The sequence below is a fragment of the Candidatus Frankia alpina genome (genome assembly GCF_902806485.1).
GTDB lineage: Bacteria > Actinomycetota > Actinomycetes > Frankiales > Frankiaceae > Frankia > Frankia alpina.
In genome coordinates this window covers 1-14,406 of record NZ_CADCWT010000121.1, presented here as the reverse complement: position 1 = coordinate 14,406, position 14,406 = coordinate 1, and the positions used below count along the sequence as shown (strand labels likewise).

12 protein-coding genes and 2 pseudogenes are annotated in these 14,406 nt (G+C 71.8%); 7 read left to right on the top strand and 7 right to left on the bottom strand.

The window, feature by feature from the left end:
- The 4 genes and pseudogenes from G6R25_RS14075 to G6R25_RS31545 all read right to left on the bottom strand — a co-directional run.
- Positions 1-1,657, bottom strand: a 1,657-nt coding sequence (locus tag G6R25_RS14075) for a GGDEF domain-containing protein (protein WP_235948390.1), incomplete at its 3' end; no start/stop codon positions are given.
- 425 nt (positions 1,658-2,082) lie between these two features.
- Positions 2,083-2,301: a zinc ribbon domain-containing protein gene (locus tag G6R25_RS31550; protein ID WP_473246898.1), complete on the bottom strand. Its 219-nt coding sequence runs from the start codon at positions 2,299-2,301 to the stop codon at positions 2,083-2,085.
- A pseudogene (locus G6R25_RS14070) lies at positions 2,267-3,080 on the bottom strand (RNA-guided endonuclease InsQ/TnpB family protein). The gene G6R25_RS31550 and the pseudogene G6R25_RS14070 overlap by 35 nt, the downstream one beginning before the upstream one ends.
- Before the next feature lie 19 nt (positions 3,081-3,099).
- The gene (locus G6R25_RS31545; RefSeq protein WP_235826494.1) at positions 3,100-3,315 is read right to left on the bottom strand and encodes a helix-turn-helix domain-containing protein; all 216 of its coding nucleotides are present in this window, start codon (positions 3,313-3,315) and stop codon (positions 3,100-3,102) included.
- Between the two features lie 72 nt (positions 3,316-3,387).
- Between G6R25_RS31545 and tnpA the strand changes: the two are divergent.
- Positions 3,388-3,626, top strand: a pseudogene (gene tnpA, locus G6R25_RS14065) (IS200/IS605 family transposase); the annotation flags it as partial.
- Positions 3,627-4,315: 689 nt separating this feature from the next.
- Here the strand turns inward: tnpA and G6R25_RS14060 are convergent.
- Together G6R25_RS14060 and G6R25_RS14055 are read right to left on the bottom strand one after the other, a co-directional pair.
- A complete protein-coding gene (locus G6R25_RS14060; protein WP_163553329.1) occupies positions 4,316-5,011 on the bottom strand; it encodes an SDR family NAD(P)-dependent oxidoreductase in 696 nt (231 codons plus the stop codon).
- A gap of 188 nt (positions 5,012-5,199) precedes the next feature.
- Complete coding sequence (locus tag G6R25_RS14055) at positions 5,200-6,576, bottom strand: M20/M25/M40 family metallo-hydrolase (protein WP_163553328.1); 1,377 nt, start codon at positions 6,574-6,576, stop codon at positions 5,200-5,202.
- A gap of 36 nt (positions 6,577-6,612) precedes the next feature.
- On the opposite strand from G6R25_RS14055, the gene G6R25_RS14050 reads away from it, so the two are divergent.
- Positions 6,613-7,725: an NAD-dependent epimerase/dehydratase family protein gene (locus G6R25_RS14050; protein WP_235948387.1), complete on the top strand. Its 1,113-nt coding sequence runs from the start codon at positions 6,613-6,615 to the stop codon at positions 7,723-7,725.
- Between the two features lie 46 nt (positions 7,726-7,771).
- Here G6R25_RS14050 and G6R25_RS14045 read toward each other — a convergent pair whose 3' ends face one another.
- A complete protein-coding gene (locus G6R25_RS14045) occupies positions 7,772-8,353 on the bottom strand; it encodes a hemerythrin domain-containing protein (protein WP_163553327.1) in 582 nt (193 codons plus the stop codon).
- A 307-nt stretch (positions 8,354-8,660) separates the two neighbouring features.
- Here G6R25_RS14045 and G6R25_RS14040 point away from each other — a divergent pair, with 307 nt between their 5' ends.
- The 5 genes from G6R25_RS14040 to G6R25_RS14020 all read left to right on the top strand — a co-directional run bounded on the left by G6R25_RS14040 (position 8,661) and on the right by G6R25_RS14020 (position 14,372).
- Positions 8,661-9,800 carry an amidohydrolase family protein gene (locus G6R25_RS14040; protein ID WP_163553326.1) on the top strand — a complete coding sequence of 380 codons (1,140 nt, stop codon included), beginning with the start codon at positions 8,661-8,663 and terminating at the stop codon, positions 9,798-9,800.
- Between the two features lie 441 nt (positions 9,801-10,241).
- Positions 10,242-10,658: a nitroreductase/quinone reductase family protein gene (locus G6R25_RS14035; RefSeq protein WP_163553325.1), complete on the top strand. Its 417-nt coding sequence runs from the start codon at positions 10,242-10,244 to the stop codon at positions 10,656-10,658.
- Between the two features lie 227 nt (positions 10,659-10,885).
- Positions 10,886-11,233, top strand: coding sequence for an ArsR/SmtB family transcription factor (locus tag G6R25_RS14030; protein WP_268904144.1), 348 nt, complete (start codon positions 10,886-10,888; stop codon positions 11,231-11,233).
- A gap of 7 nt (positions 11,234-11,240) precedes the next feature.
- Positions 11,241-12,527, top strand: a complete 1,287-nt coding sequence (locus tag G6R25_RS14025; protein ID WP_163553324.1) for a malic enzyme-like protein — start codon at positions 11,241-11,243, stop codon at positions 12,525-12,527.
- 141 nt (positions 12,528-12,668) lie between these two features.
- A complete protein-coding gene (locus tag G6R25_RS14020) occupies positions 12,669-14,372 on the top strand; it encodes a SulP family inorganic anion transporter (protein WP_163553323.1) in 1,704 nt (567 codons plus the stop codon).
- Positions 14,373-14,406: the final 34 nt, after the last annotated feature.

The following is a 14,406-nucleotide window of genomic DNA, read 5'->3' as shown; positions in this document are numbered from 1 at the left end:
GCTGGCACCCCGGTGAAGACATCCCGGCGAAGACACCCCGGCGTGGTGGTGTAGTCCCTAGGCGATGTTGGTGGTGCCGTTCAGGCGTAGGAGCCGGGTCAGCCCGTCCCGGCCGGGCCCGGGTTTCGCGGGGGCGGCTTGAGCAAGAGCGGACGGCTCGTTCCGGGGCCTGCGGCGGGTGGCCTGGGTGCGCAGGGACTCGTCGAACAGGACGCGGCGGTGGCGTCCCTTGCCTCTTGGCGGCGTACATGGCGATGTCGGCGGCGTGCAGGATCTCGCGGGGGTCGGTCAGGCCGGGGCCGGACACGGCGACGCCGACGCTGGAGGTGACCCACGGGCCGCCGCCGGGCGAGCGCACGGCGGCGGTCTCGACGATGCGGTCGGCGATGCCGACGACGGCCTCCGTCGAGGTGATCCCCGTGCAGAGCACGGCGAACTCGTCGCCGGCGAGGCGGGCGACGGTGTCGCCGGGACGGACCGCCCGCCGCAGCCGCGCCGCCATCTCGCGCAGCACCCAGTCACCCGCCTGATGGCCCGCCGAGTCGTTGACCGACTTGAAACCGTCGAGATCGACGAAGAGCAGCCCGACCCGCTCCTGCCAGCCGTCGGCCTCGGCCCGAGCGAGGGCCCGCCCGAGCCCGCTGAGGAACGACATCCGGTTCGGCAGTCCGGTGAGCCCGTCGCGCAGCGCCCGCCGGCGGGCCCGCGCCGCCCGCGCCCGCACCGCCTCGTAGCCGCGGGCCGACACGACGGCGGTCGAGATCTGACCGGCGACGAGCGCGACGAAATCGCGGTAGGAGGCGTCAAGCGCGAGCCGATCGGTCACGCCGGCCAGCAGCAGGCCGATCGGGTGGCCGTCCCGGCCGTTCGCGAACGGCACGGCCAGCGCCGAACTCGACGGCGGCGAGGCGTCGGCGAGAGCCACCCGGCACCGCGACGCCAGCCGGTCCACGACCCGTGTCTGCCCCGCCGTCAGCACGCAGGTCGCCTCGGGGACAGGACCGTCCGGCGCGAGCGCGGCGAACAGGTCCGCGGCCGCGCCCTCGTCGGCCAGGCCCGACCAGCCCATCAGCCGCGGCGGCGAGTGGGGGCACCGCTGGTCGCGCAGCAGGATGAGAGAATGGGGAAGGTCGTCCTGCCAGTGACCGGCCACCGCGGCGGCGCGGGCGCACACCGAACGCTGGTCGCCGCGACGCGAGGCGATGGCGGCGAGATCCCGCAGGCACGCGAGGCGGCGGGTGTCGATCATCTGCCGGGTCGTCTCCTGCGCGGTCGTCAGCACGCCGACGACCTGCCCGCCGCGTTCCGCGTCGCGCACCGGGCCGAAGGAGAACGTGAAGTAGGTCTCCTCCAAGTAGCCGTGCCGGAACATCAGCAGTCGCTGGTCCTGCGACCAGGTGGCGCCCCCGCCGGACATCACCTGGTCGAGCAGCGGCCCCGTGAAGTCCCAGATCTCGGGCCAGACCTCGCAGAACGGCCGGCCGAGGGCATCGGGATGCTTACTGCCGAGGATGGGGATGGTGGCATCGTTGTAGAGGTAGGCCAGCTCCGGACCCCGGGTGACCACCACCGAGAAGCGCGACTCCAGGCACAGGCCGACGCAGGTGCGCAGGTGCGCAGGTGCGCAGGTGCGCAGGTGCGCAGGCTCATGCTCCACGTGTCGGGCGGCCCGAGGGACGTGGCCCCCCAGTCCCTGGCCGCCATCAACCGGCCCATCTGGCCACCGGCCGCGAACGCCGGACCCAGTCCGCTGTCACGCACCGCGATGGCGCTGTTCCACCGCGAGCTCACCGCCACGCTCCCCCGTGGTGGCCCACCCGCGTCCCCGTCTTCGTAGCCGTCCGCCCACTCCCCTCGCCGACCGGTCCCGGTACGCGGCGCTCAGGCCCGCGGCGGGCGGGCCGCGACCCGTCACCGGCAACGCTCGTGCCCCGATCGCCCGGGACTTTCCACCCTCGCCCGGTCCCTCCCCCGATATTGCCGTCGCCGGCAGCGGCAAACCCGCCCCGATCTGCGGCACGTCCGGTCGACTTGACGTCCTCTCCGCCTTGAAGGGTGGGATTCCTCCCGTGCCGTGCGGGTTCACGCGGCACCTCGGTGAGTTCCTGTTTCGCGGCCAGCCGCCCGGACAGGTCCGGGTCTCACGTCGGCTCCGCAGGCGTTTACCGTCTCCGCCCGACGCGGCGTCGCAGCCTCGTCTTTCCGCCCAGCGGCGACCTGGCGCTGACCCTCGACGAGGATGTTCCGCGCCGCATTCAGATCACGATCATGTTCGGTGTGGCAGGCCGGGCAGGTCCACACCCGGACCTTCAGTGGCTTCGGCCCGGTCCTTGCGCCCGCAGGCCGAGCAGAGCTGCGACGACGGGAAGAACCGGCCGACCCGGACGACCACCCGGCCGTGCCGGGCCGCTTTCTGTTCGATCAGACCGACCAGCATCGCCCAGCCCGCGTCGTGCACCGACCGGGCCAGCTTCGTCCGGGCCAGCCCGGCCACCGCCAGATCCTCGACGTAGACTGCTTGGTTGTCGCGGACCAGCCGAGCAGCCAGCTTGTGATGATGATCCCGGCGGGTTTCCCGCACCTTCCGGTGCTGGACCGCCACCCGGCGGACCGCCGTGCGACGCCTTCTGCTTGCGGGCGAGCGCCCGCTGCGCGCGGGCGAGTCTGCGTTGCCGCGACCGGAGATGGCGCGGGTTCGCGACGATCTCCCCGGTCGACAGGGTCGCGAGCCGGTCCAACCCAAGATCTATACCGACCTCGGCGTCGACCGCGGGGTAAGGGACGTCATCGACGTCAACGACGAACGACACGTAGTACCGGCCGTCCACCTCCCGGATCACCGTCGCCGACGACGGAACCGACGGCAACGCCCGCGACCAGGCCAGCCGCAGAACACCGACCTTCGCCACCCGCACCCCGCGCGGCGTCACCCCAAAACCATTGCGGGTAAGCCGGATCGACTGCCGGTTGTCCTTCCGTGACCGGAACCGGGGATGGCCGACCTTGCGTCCTTTCCGTTTTCCGGACAGAGAGTCGAACCAGTTCCGGAACGCCCGGCGGGCGTCCTGACAGGCCTGCACGAGCAGCACCGACGACACCTCACCGAGCCCAGGCCCGCCCGGGGGTCTGCTTCGCCAGCGTCACCACCCGGCGCTGCACGTCGGTATCGCCGATCCGCTCCCCGGCGGCATACGCCTCGTCCCGGGCACGCAGCGCATCGTTGAACACGACCCGGGCACAACCGAACGCCCGCGCAAGCGCCTGAACCTGCCCCGGCCCGGGGTAGGCGCGGTAACGGTAGCGGACGATGGTCACCTCACCCATCATCCTTTGTCTGCGAGCAAATCCGACGGCGACAGGTATGGCCGGCATGTGGTCTCCGCACTCCACGTCCACCTGCTCGCCGAGTACCCACCGAAGATCGCGGTGTCCACACTGGTGAACAGCCTCAAGGGCGTCTCCGCACGGCGGCTATGCTCCGAGTGCACCGGTCAGGTGAACCGATACAGCCTGCGCGGGCACTTCTGGTCACCGTCCTACCTCTCGCCGCATCGGCTGGCGGTGCCCCGCTCATACTGCTGCGCGAATACATCGACGGACAGCAACGACCAGCGACAACGCGCTAACCCCGTCCTGAAGGACTCGGCTACTGATCTTTGATTCACCGGGTCGGACTGGAGTGGATTCCACCCGGTCCCGGTCTCGCGGAACACCTTGATCGTCGGGTGGAGGTGGGATGCGGCCGGGTCGGGGGCGGTTCCGCGGAATCTGCATGACCGTGTCACGCGGCCGCGGCCATGGTGGTGATTGCGGAGCGTGACGGCGGCGGTGAGGTGTTCGGGGTGGATGCGTGGGAGAGCGCCCATGTGGTCGCTCTGGTGGATTCGGCGTCCGGTCTGTCCCTACAGAAGGACCCAGGTAGCACCGTTCCCACGCACACCCCCGCTCCCGACCCCCTCACCGACCACAGAACGTAATCGTCGGCCCGGACCCAGACCGGGATAGAACCGTGCGGACGTGGCAGCAGCGACGGTGACGACCGCGGCGCAAGTTCCGCGGAACACCTTGATCACCGGTCGGAGACGGGTCGGGGGCGGGGTTGTGCGCCGGCCGGGAACCGTCCGCGGGCCGGTCCGGCACCGTTCCGATCTGCCCGAGAGGTACCTCGCCATCACCGGACCGGCCGTGGAGCCATCATCATGATCCACCAACCGGCATCGCGCATTAAAGATCAGTAATGTCCCCTCTCGGTTCCTTCGCCCCCGCCCCCGATACGCCCAGGCCGCAAGCCGCCCGGGCGTGACGGGGCCGGGTCTCAGCGCATCATCAGGGTGCCGCCGTCGACCGGGAAGATCTGGCCGGTCATGAAGCGGGCGCCGTCGCTGGCGAGGAAGGCGAGCACGGGGACGAAGTCGCGCTGGACGTCGCCGAGCTTCCCACCGATCGGGATCTGCCGCTGGAGGTCGGCGTCGTGCGCGGCGGTCATCGAGGCGCGGGTCCGCTCGTACATCGGCGTCTCGATCGCGGGGGCGATCGCGTTCACGGTGATGCCGTGGCCGGCCCATTCGACGGCGACGGTGCGGGTCCAGGCGACGACGGTGCCCTTGCTCGCGGCGTAGGCGGCCTTGTTCGGGTAGCCGATCACGCCGGCGGCGGAGGCGAAGTTGATGATCTGGCCGCCCTGCTCCCGCAGGTGCGTGAACGCGGCCTGGTTGGTGAGCAGGGTGCCGGTGGCGTTGACCGCGAGGATCTTGTTCCAGTGGTCGAGGGAAAGCTCGGCGGCCGGCGCGGCGGGCGCGATGACCGCGGCGTGGATGAGGACGTCCAGGCAGCCGAGGTGCGCGACGGCCTTCGCCACCGCGGTGTCGACCGAGTCCTTGTCGGTGACGTCGCACGGCACGAAGCGGGCCCCGGCCTGCGCGGCGATCCGCTCGCCCGGGTCGGTGGTGATGTCGAGGGAGACGACCTCCGCGCCGAGGCCGGGCAGCGTCTGCACGAGCCCCGCGCCCATGCCGCTGGCCCCGCGTGATCACGATGCGCCGTGCGTCAAGCCTTACCGCTGCCATGAGACCGTCTCCCGCGTCCGTCCTGAGCCGTCGTCCGGTCACGCGGCCGCCTGGTCCGACGCACAGCCCGGCCAGCGACACATCCCGGACGTTTCCTCTGGACGCTACTCCGTGCATACCCGCACGCGACGGATCAGCGGCCCTCGGCTCCGCCTGCGGCCAGGTGGGCGAAGTAGTGGGCGAACATCTTGGTGCCGCCGGCGGCCTGAGTCCAGTCGTAGTGCTCGTTCGGCGCGTGGTAGCCGTGGCTGGGCAAGCTGAGGCCGAGCAGGATCACGGGAGCCTTCAGATAGCGGTCCATGGTGAGCACCGAGCCGATCGAGCCGCCCTCGCGGACGAACGCGGGGGTGACACCGAAGGCGTATTCGACGGCGGCGCGGGCGGCGTCGGCATACGGGCCGGTGTGGGGGCCGAGGTAGGCGGGCAGGGCGGCTTCGAGCTCGACGCGGGCGTCGGGATGGCGGCGCTGGATGAAGTCGCGAACCAGTTCGAACACGGCGTGCGGTTCCTGGTGGGGGACGATGCGGGAACTGAGTTTCACCCCGGCGCGCGGCGGGATGACGGTCTTCACCCCCGGGCCGGTGTAGCCGCCGGTGAAGCCGTGCACCTCGAACGTCGGTTCACCCATGATCCGCGCGAGGACGGAGCGGATGTCGGTGGTGCGCATCGAGGTCAGGCCGTGCATCGCCATGAACGCGGCGACGTCGAAGCCGGACGCGACGAAGCTGTCGATCTCGACGTCGGTCACCGGGACGACGGCGTCGGCGAAGCCGGGGATGAGGACGCGCCCGGTCGCCGGATCCAGGCATTCGGCGACGATCTGGGCAAGTTCGGCCAGCGGGTTGCGGGCCGGGCCGCCGGTGAGGCCGGAGTGGGTGTCGTTGGTGCCGGTCTCGATGGTCACCTCGAAGGTGACCAGGCCGCGCAGGCCGTAGTCGATGGCGGGCCGGTCGGCGGCGATCCAGACCGTGTCGGAGACGAGGACGGAGTCGGTGGCCAGCCGCGGCAGCTCCTGGCGGACGAAGGCCTCGAAGTTGGGGCTGCCGATCTCCTCCTCCAGTTCCCAGACGAAGGCGATGTTGACCGGCAGCTCGCGGGCGATCACGTACTGGGCGGCCTGCAACGCGGTGAGGGCGGGGCCCTTGTCGTCGGTGCTGCCGCGACCGGTGTAACGGTCCCCGGAGATGGTCAGGCGGAACGGCTCGGTGTCCCACTGCGCCGGGTCGGCGGGCTGGACGTCGAGATGGTTGTAGATCGTGACGGTGGGGCAGTCGGGACCGGCGATGTGCTCGCCGTGGACGACGGGATTGCCGGGCGTGGGCACGATCCGGGCGGCGAGGCCGGCGTCCGTCAGCAGCGTCGCGGCGAGGTCGGCCGTGCGCCCGATGTCGGGCTGGTGGGCGGGATCGGCGCTGACGCCGGGAATCCCGACGAGGCGGGTGAGCCGATCGGTGAACTCGGGGCGGCGGGCGGCGAGGTAGTCATCGAGCTGAGCGAGAGCGTCGGCCACAAGCTGAATCGTACGGGCCGGTCCTGACGCGGGTTGATGGCCGCCGGCGGGGCACGGGACCAGGATGCGTGTCGCCATCGTCGGAGCATCCGGCAACATCGGTTTTCATCTGGTCCGCGAGCTCGCCGCCGACCCTCGGGTCGAGGAGATCGTCGCGATCGCCCGCCGCCCGGTCCGCGCCGCGGCAAGGTCCGCTGGCTGGCGCTCGACATCTCTCGCCCCGGGGCCTTCGGCGAGCTGGAGAAGGCGTTCCGCGGCTGCGCGTCGGTCGTGCACCTGGCCTGGCTGATCCAGCCCGAGCGGGCGGCGGTCGTCACGGCGGCCACCAACGTCGCGGGCAGCGAACGCGTGTTCGCGGCGGCGCTGGCCACCGGGGTCCCGACGCTCGTGTACGCGTCGTCAGTTGGCACCTACCGCCCTCGGGAATCCTACCGGCCGGTCGGCGAGAACTGGCCGACCACGGGGATCGAGAGGTCGCCGTACAGCGTCCAGAAGGCCACCGTGGAACGTCTGCTGGACAGCCTCGAAGGCGATCATCCGGGGATCAGAGTGGCCCGGCTGCGTCCGGCGATCGTGCTGTCCGCCGCCGCCGCGCAGTCGCAGGCCCGGTACTTCCTCGGCCCGCTGGTGCCGCCGTGCCTGCTGCGCCGCCTCGGCGCCGGCGAGGGTCGGCTGCCGGTCGTCCCCGCCGTGCGCGGGTTGACGTTCCAGCTGGTGCACTCCCGCGATGCCGCCGCCTTCGCCGCCGCCGCCACCAGCGCGCAGGCCCGCGGCGCCTACAACATCGCCGCGAACCCGCCGATCACCCCGGAGACGCTGCCCGACATGCTTGGCGGGCGCGGCGTCGCGCTGTCGCCGGCGCTGGTGCGCGCCGTGATCGGCGCCGCCTACCGGACCCGGCTGGCGCCGATCAGCCCCGGCTGGATCGACCTCGCCCGCGGCGTGCCGATCATGGATACGGGCCGGGCCCGTCGGGAGCTCGGCTGGGTCCCCGCCGTCGAAACCAGCACGGTCCTGCGTGAATGGCTCGTCGGCGTCAGCACGGGCCGAGGCGAGGAGACGCCGGTCCTGCGGGGCGCCGCCGGCTGGCTCGATCACGCCCGCGGCGCCCGCCGGGCCCTGTCCGGCCGCGGCGGCGGCGGGATCTGAGGCCCGCCGGCGGCCTGGGTGGAGCCAGGGTTTACCCGTGGCGCGTCTACCTGCGGCGCAGGGTGTCGCGGGCCCGGTCGACCAGTGACGCGAACGGGCCGACCGCCCACTGGGCGAGGGGGGAACCCACCGTGCTCGGGTGGGGGTGGGTCGGCGCCAGGCTCTCGACCGCGCGCAGCTGCCTGCCGAGCTTGCGCCGCTCGTCCGCGCTGGTGGCCGCCCGCACCGCCGGGAACTCCTCGAGCTCCTCGCGCTCGGCGTGATCGGACACCGCCTGTTCGAGTGTCGCGATCTGCCGCTCGAACTCCGGGCCGGTGACGTCCAGCTTCTCGAGTCCGGACAGGACCTTCGCCGCCTGCTCCTCCTCGTGGTTGCGGGCCTTCACGACGTCGGTGCCGGCCGACCGGCGCGACACCGGCCGCAGGACCATCTCCTCGCCCGTCTCGTGCACGGCGAGCAGCTTCCGCAGCTCGTCGAACGCCTTCCTGCGGTGCTCGCCACGCTGCTCACGAACCTCCATAAACAGGTCGCGGATCCGCGCGTGCTGCGCGAGCAGAATTCCCACGATGTCGTCCTCGGGCAGCTTCGCCGCTTCCACGCGCTCCCGCTCCGCCAGCTTGCTCGCCATGCCAGGTCTCCGTCTCGCTCCGGGATGAGTTGACCGGTCTCACTCTGGGCTGAGCCGACCGTCGTCGTCCGGGATGGACCAGGGCCATCCCGGTGGCCGCCGGCCGGCGACCACTGCGGCCAGCCCGGCCAGGGCCGACGGGTCAGCGCTACCCGATCCTGCGGGCACAACACACACCCGCCTGGCACCGGCGACGGCGGCGGAGCGACGACCGCCTCTTGCGCAGCTCCTGAAATTGTGACGTACTTGTCAGAAAGTCGGGATTGCTGCCCGGAGTGGACCGGCCGTCGTCCCCGAGGAGGATCACATGCTGCCCGCCAACGCCCAGATCGTCTCAGTAGACGATCACGTGATCGAGCACCCACGCGTCTGGCTCGATCGCATGCCCGCGAAGTATCAGGACGCCTGCCCGCGCATCGAGCGCGCCGAGGACGGCAACGACTGGTGGATCTACGAGGGCCGCCGCGCCGGCAACTTCGCCCTCAACGCCGTGGCCGGCAAGAGCCCGAAGGACTTCGGGCTCGACCCCCGCAGCTATGACGACATGTTACCGGGCTGCTACCGCATCTCCGACCGACTGCGGGACATGGACGAGGAAGGTATCCACGCACAGCTCTGCTTCCCGAACTTCGCCGGCTTCGCCGGCAGCGTGCTCGCCGCCTCCCAGGACCTGGCGCTCGCCACCGAGTCCGTCCGGGCCTACAACGACTTCATCCTCGACGAGTGGTGCGCCGCCGCGCCCGACCGGCAGATCCCGCTGATGATGGTGCCCTACTGGGACGTCGAGGCCGCCGCCGCCGAGATCCGGCGGACCGCCGCCAGGGGCGCGCGCAGCATCACCTTCCCCGAACTGCCCGACCGCCTCGGCCTGCCGTCCTGGCACACCACCCGCTGGGACCCGGTACTCACCGCCGCCAGCGAGACCGGCCTGCCGATCTGCCTGCACTTCGGCTCCGGCGGGTCGCCGCAGTCCTCCCCGGAGGCGGCCACGACCAACTTCACCGTCGCGATCTCGCTGTTCGGCCTGAACTCCATGTCGGCGATGGCCGAGCTGCTGCTCTCCTCCGTCTTCCACCGGTTCCCCCAGATCAAGATCGCGCTGTCCGAGGGTGGCATCGGCTGGATGCCGTACATGCTCGAGCGCATCGATTACGTGTGGGAGCGTCACCGCTGGTACAACGACGTGAACACCGAGGTGCGGCCCAGCGAGCTGTTCCGCGACCACATCTACGGGTGCTTCATCGTCGACGAGGCCGGCGTGGAGGCGCGCCACCGCATCGGCATCGACAACATCATGTTCGAGAGCGACTACCCGCATTCCGACAGTAACTGGCCGAACACCCGTAAGCTGCTCGCCAAGGCGCTGATCAACGTCCCCGACGACGAGGCCCTGCGGATGGTCGAGACCAACGCGCGGACGCTCTACAACTTCCCCCGCACCTCCTGACGTTCCCCCGCACCTCCTGACTGGTTCGCCCCGGGGCGGGCCGGCGGTGACGGGCGTGGCCCGCGGCCGCCGGCCCACCCCTGTTCTCATCTCTCTCGTCGCGCGTATTTCCCGTCGCGCGTAGCCTCCCGCCCGGTGCGGCGACTGGCACCATTGCCCCCCGGCGATGCGTGGGACCGGCCACAGCGGACCGCTCCGCCCGCCGGCCGCGCCGAAAGGTCCTGGCCACGCTCCTGGCGTCGGCGGCGTGAAGGACGTCCCACCGCGCCGGGCCGCGGGCCGGACGTATCCAGGATGTCTGTCCGCACGGCGAGGTAAATCGGCTTGCGAGTTTCGTGTCGACGACGGCAACGTGCGCGCCGCGCCCCGGTGACGCACGCTGCCGGGCCGGCCATCGATTCCTCCCGCGCGGTTCGCGGCACCAGGAGATAAGGCGAACCGATGAGCAAGAAGATGTTCTCCAACCAGGAGATCAGCGACTTCGTCGACGAGTTCCGAGCCAATGGCGGCCGGCCCGCGGGCCAGTACGCGGGAGCAACGCTGCTGCTGTTGAACAGCGGCCAGGAAGCCGACGGAACGCCGCATGTGAGCCCGCTGAACTTCTACGCCGACGCCGGTCGGTACTTCGTCTACGCCGTCAACCCGGGCGTCGACGAGAACCCGCGCTGGCTGCACGACCTGCGCGCCGACCCGCAGGCCACCATCGAGGTCGAGGGCCAGACGTTGCAGGTCACGGCCGCGGAGGTGCACGGCCCGAAGCGCGACGAGATGTACGCCCGCTACCCGCAGTTCACCGAGCTGCAGGCGGCCGCGACCCGCCTCATCCCCGTCGTCGAGCTCGCGCCCACCGGCTTCTGATCATCCCGGCACGTTCCCGACCCGCGCGCCGGGGGGCATGCCCCCCGGCCGCAGCAGCCGCCGGGACACAAGAGTTGAAAAATTTCACAACTGGCGAGATGCTAATCTCGGGCGAACCGGAGCTGAGCCGCCCACCGAGACGGACGGCAGGACGGTCTCACGGCGTGGTCGGACCGACGTCCCGACGGGACCGGGGGTCCGGTTCCGGGATGCGAGAGGGGCGACGGGTGGCAAGGCGGGTGCCGTTGTACCAGGCGAAGGCGGAGTTCTTTCGCATGCTGGGTCATCCGGTACGCATCAGGGTCCTGGAGCTGTTGCAGGACGGGCCGATGCCGGTGCGGGATCTGCTGGCGGCGATCGAGGTGGAGTCGTCGAACCTGTCCCAGCAGCTCGCGGTGCTGCGCAGGTCAGGAATCGTGACGGCGACGCGGGATGGTCCGACGGTGGTGTATGCGCTCGCCGGTGGAGACGTGGCCGAACTGATGCGGGCGGCGCGCCGGATCCTGACGGAGATGGCGGCCGGGCAGGCGGGGTTGCTGGCCGAGTTGCGGGAAGCGGAGGCGAGCGCGTCGTGAGGACGGGATGCACTGGGTCGCGGCGGCATGTGCCGATGTTCGCGGGCCGGGCGTGACGGTGTCGGGGGCAGCGGGGGTGAACGCCGCGTTCAGCGTGATGATCTGGGTGCCGCCCGGGGCGCGGCCCGTCATCGACGCGGTGCTCGCCGCGGCGCCGGGGCCGGCGCTCTGCCATGCGGACGAGCCGGATCCGGCGGGCGGTCGCCGGATCACGTTGGACGCGGACAGCGGGTCGACCCTGAGCTGGCTGATGCGGACGCTGCGGGAGCGGCTCGGGGCGGATCTCCTGCGCGCGGAGGACCCGGTCTTCGTCGTCGCGTCGACGGGCAAGCTCACCCAGTCCCTGTGCACCTCCGTGACCACCGGGCACGACCTCGCCCTCCTCGACGCCGACGCCGACCGCCGCGTCATCCGCCACCTCACCACCCACCCGACCCACACCGACCGGTTCACCGGGCGGCCCCGCCGGGTGGCCCTGCTCTCCGACGCCAGCGCCGTGCTGGACTTCGAACCACTCGCCGCCGAGGCGGCCCTGCCGGCGGTCGAATCCCAGGCGGCCCACCTGCACCGGGCGACCGGTCTCGACGTCATCCCGATGCCCATCGCCGCCCGGAACGCCGCCGACCTCGGCCTCGCGATCGGCATGCTCGCACCCGGCTTCGCCGCCACGGTGCTGGTCCACACCCACGTCCGCCACATCGACGCCGTCCGCGCCGCGCTGCGCTCCGCCGCGGCGGTGCAGCCGACCCCCCATCTGCTGCTCGACACGGTGAACGACGGTCTCGCGGTGGCGGCTGCGGCGGCGGTCCTGACGCATCTGCGCGGGCGGGGCATCGCGCCGGAGCGGGCGCGGATCGCGCTGGTGGATCCGCACCGGGGCGGGGATCTGGCCGGGCTGCTCGTCGGCACCGGCATCCACGACCTCACCCTGTACGATCCCGTCGCCTACGGCATCCAACCGCTGCATGACCTGGCCGGCCGGCTCGATCTGATCGTGGATCTCATCGGCCTGGCGTCGCCGCCCGAGCAGGCTCCGGTGCTGCGCACCCGGCCGGAGGCGCCCCCGCCGCTGGCCCAGGCCACGTCGGGTCCCCGGCCGCTGCACGCGCTTCCCGGGTTGCTGCGCGCGGCACTGACGGCCCGTCGCCCGATCACGTTCTCGGCCCGGGTCGCCGCCGTGCACGCGCTGGTCGGTCAGACGCCGCCCGGCCAGCTGCTACCGCCGCTGGAGCACCCGCGGCTCACCCCCGCCGTCGCCGCGGCCGCCCTGCACGCCCTGTCCGTCTCCGAGTAGAAGGTCCTCCTTCGGCGTCGGAGTTCCCCGGCTTCACGCTTCCACGGCTTCACATTATGAAGGATCTTTCAATTTCTCATTTCGTCGAAGAGGGAGGTATCGATCCACGCCATGAGGTTGAACGGATGGTCCGAACGCCCGATGACCCACGTGGCCCGCGGCGTCACGGTCGGTCTGGCTCGGGGGGCGTCGCTGCGGCGGCTGTTGCCCGGGCGAGCCGATGTGGCGCGCATGCGGCGCCGGCCCGGCCGGGACCTGCTCGCGGGGCTCACCGTCGCCGTCGTCGCGTTGCCCCTGGCACTGGGCTTCGGCGTCGCCTCCGGCCTGGGGGCGTCCGCCGGCCTGGCGACCGCGATCGTCGCGGGCGCCGTCGCCGTGATCTTCGGCGGGTCGAACCTACAGGTGTCCGGTCCCACCGGGGCGATGACCGTCGGGCTGGTCCCGATCGCGCACCGGCATGGCGCTGCGGGGGCGCTGACCGTCGGGCTGCTGGCCGGAATCCTCCTGCTCGGGCTCGCCTTCCTGCGCGCCGGACGAGCCGTGCGCTATGTTCCGGTCCCGGTCGTGGAAGGCTTCACCGCCGGCATCGCCGCGGTGATCTTTCTTCAGCAGGTGCCGGCCGCCCTGGGGGTCCACGCGCGCGGCGGGGACAAGGTGGCCCTGGTGGCCTGGGACGCCGTGGTGGACTTCGCCCACCGCCCGGGCTGGACCGCGCTCGCGATCGCGGCCGGGGTTGTGGTGAGCATGCTCGTCGGCTCCCGGCGGTGGCCTACGGTTCCGTTCTCGCTGCTCGCCGTGGCCGTCGCCACGATCGTGGTCGCGGTCGGCGGCGGGAAGGTCGCAACGCTCGGCGCGCTGCCCGCCACCCTGCCCCTGCCCTCCCTCGGGTTCCTCGATCTCACCGCGGTGCCATCCCTGGCCTCCGCCGCCGTGGCGGTGGCCGCGCTGGCGGCGTTGGAGAGCCTGCTCTCGGCCAGCGTCGCCGACGCAATGACCGTCGGGAAGCGGCACGACCCGGACCGTGAGCTGTTCGGCCAGGGCCTGGCCAACCTCGCCGCTCCGCTGTTCGGCGGGGTGCCCGCCACCGGAGCGATCGCCCGCACCGCCGTCAACGTCCGCTCGGGCGCGTCCTCCCGGCTCGCCGCCCTCACCCACGCCGTGATCCTTACCGCGATCATGCTCGTCGCCGCGCCGGTCGTCGCGCGCATCCCCCTCGCCGCCCTCGCCGGGGTGCTGCTCGCGACCGCCCTGCGGATGGTCGAGATCTCCGCGTTGCGTGCCCTCGCCCGCGCCTCTCGCTCCGACGCCGCCGTGCTGGTCCTCACGGCCGGTGCGACCCTGGCCTTCGACCTCGTCGTCGCCGTCCTGCTCGGACTCGCCGCCGCCGGCGCCCTGGCCCTGCGGCAGATCGCCCGCAGCGCCCGCCTCGAGGAGGTGCCCCTCGACCCCGACGACCATCACGAGGCCGAGTACACGCTGCTCTCCGAGCACATCGTCGTCTACCGCATCGACGGGCCGATGGTCTTCACCGCCGCCCACCGCTTCCTGTCCGAACTCTCCGAGGTCGCCCCCATCAGGGTCCTCGTCCTACGGCTCTCCCGCGTCAGCACGATCGACAGCACCGGCGCGACCGTTCTGCGCAACGTCATCGACCGGCTCGAACACCGCGGTATCACCGTCTACCTCTGCGGCCTTCGCCCGGAGCACACCGGCCCGCTGGCCGCCATCGGACTGCTCGACCGCCTGCACGGGCAGGGCCAGGTGTTCGACTCCGCGCCCGCCGCGATCCGGGCCGCCCGCGACCACCTTCACGTCCTCGAGCTCGTGCCCACCGCCGAATCCTGATCATCTCGGAGTCGTTCCGGACTCCAGCCGGGTT

What these genes read in the sequence shown, in the direction of transcription:
- G6R25_RS14060 (WP_163553329.1), bottom strand. Translation starts at nt 5,011, where the DNA reads ATGGGCGCGGGGCTCGTGCAGACGCTGCCCGGCCTCGGCGCGGAGGTC.
- G6R25_RS14050 (WP_235948387.1), top strand. Translation starts at nt 6,613, where the DNA reads ATGGCCGCCGGCGGGGCACGGGACCAGGATGCGTGTCGCCATCGTCGG.
- G6R25_RS14045 (WP_163553327.1), bottom strand. Translation starts at nt 8,353, where the DNA reads ATGGCGAGCAAGCTGGCGGAGCGGGAGCGCGTGGAAGCGGCGAAGCTG.
- G6R25_RS14040 (WP_163553326.1), top strand. Translation starts at nt 8,661, where the DNA reads ATGCTGCCCGCCAACGCCCAGATCGTCTCAGTAGACGATCACGTGATC.
- G6R25_RS14035 (WP_163553325.1), top strand. Translation starts at nt 10,242, where the DNA reads ATGAGCAAGAAGATGTTCTCCAACCAGGAGATCAGCGACTTCGTCGAC.
- G6R25_RS14025 (WP_163553324.1), top strand. Translation starts at nt 11,241, where the DNA reads ATGCACTGGGTCGCGGCGGCATGTGCCGATGTTCGCGGGCCGGGCGTG.
- G6R25_RS14020 (WP_163553323.1), top strand. Translation starts at nt 12,669, where the DNA reads ATGACCCACGTGGCCCGCGGCGTCACGGTCGGTCTGGCTCGGGGGGCG.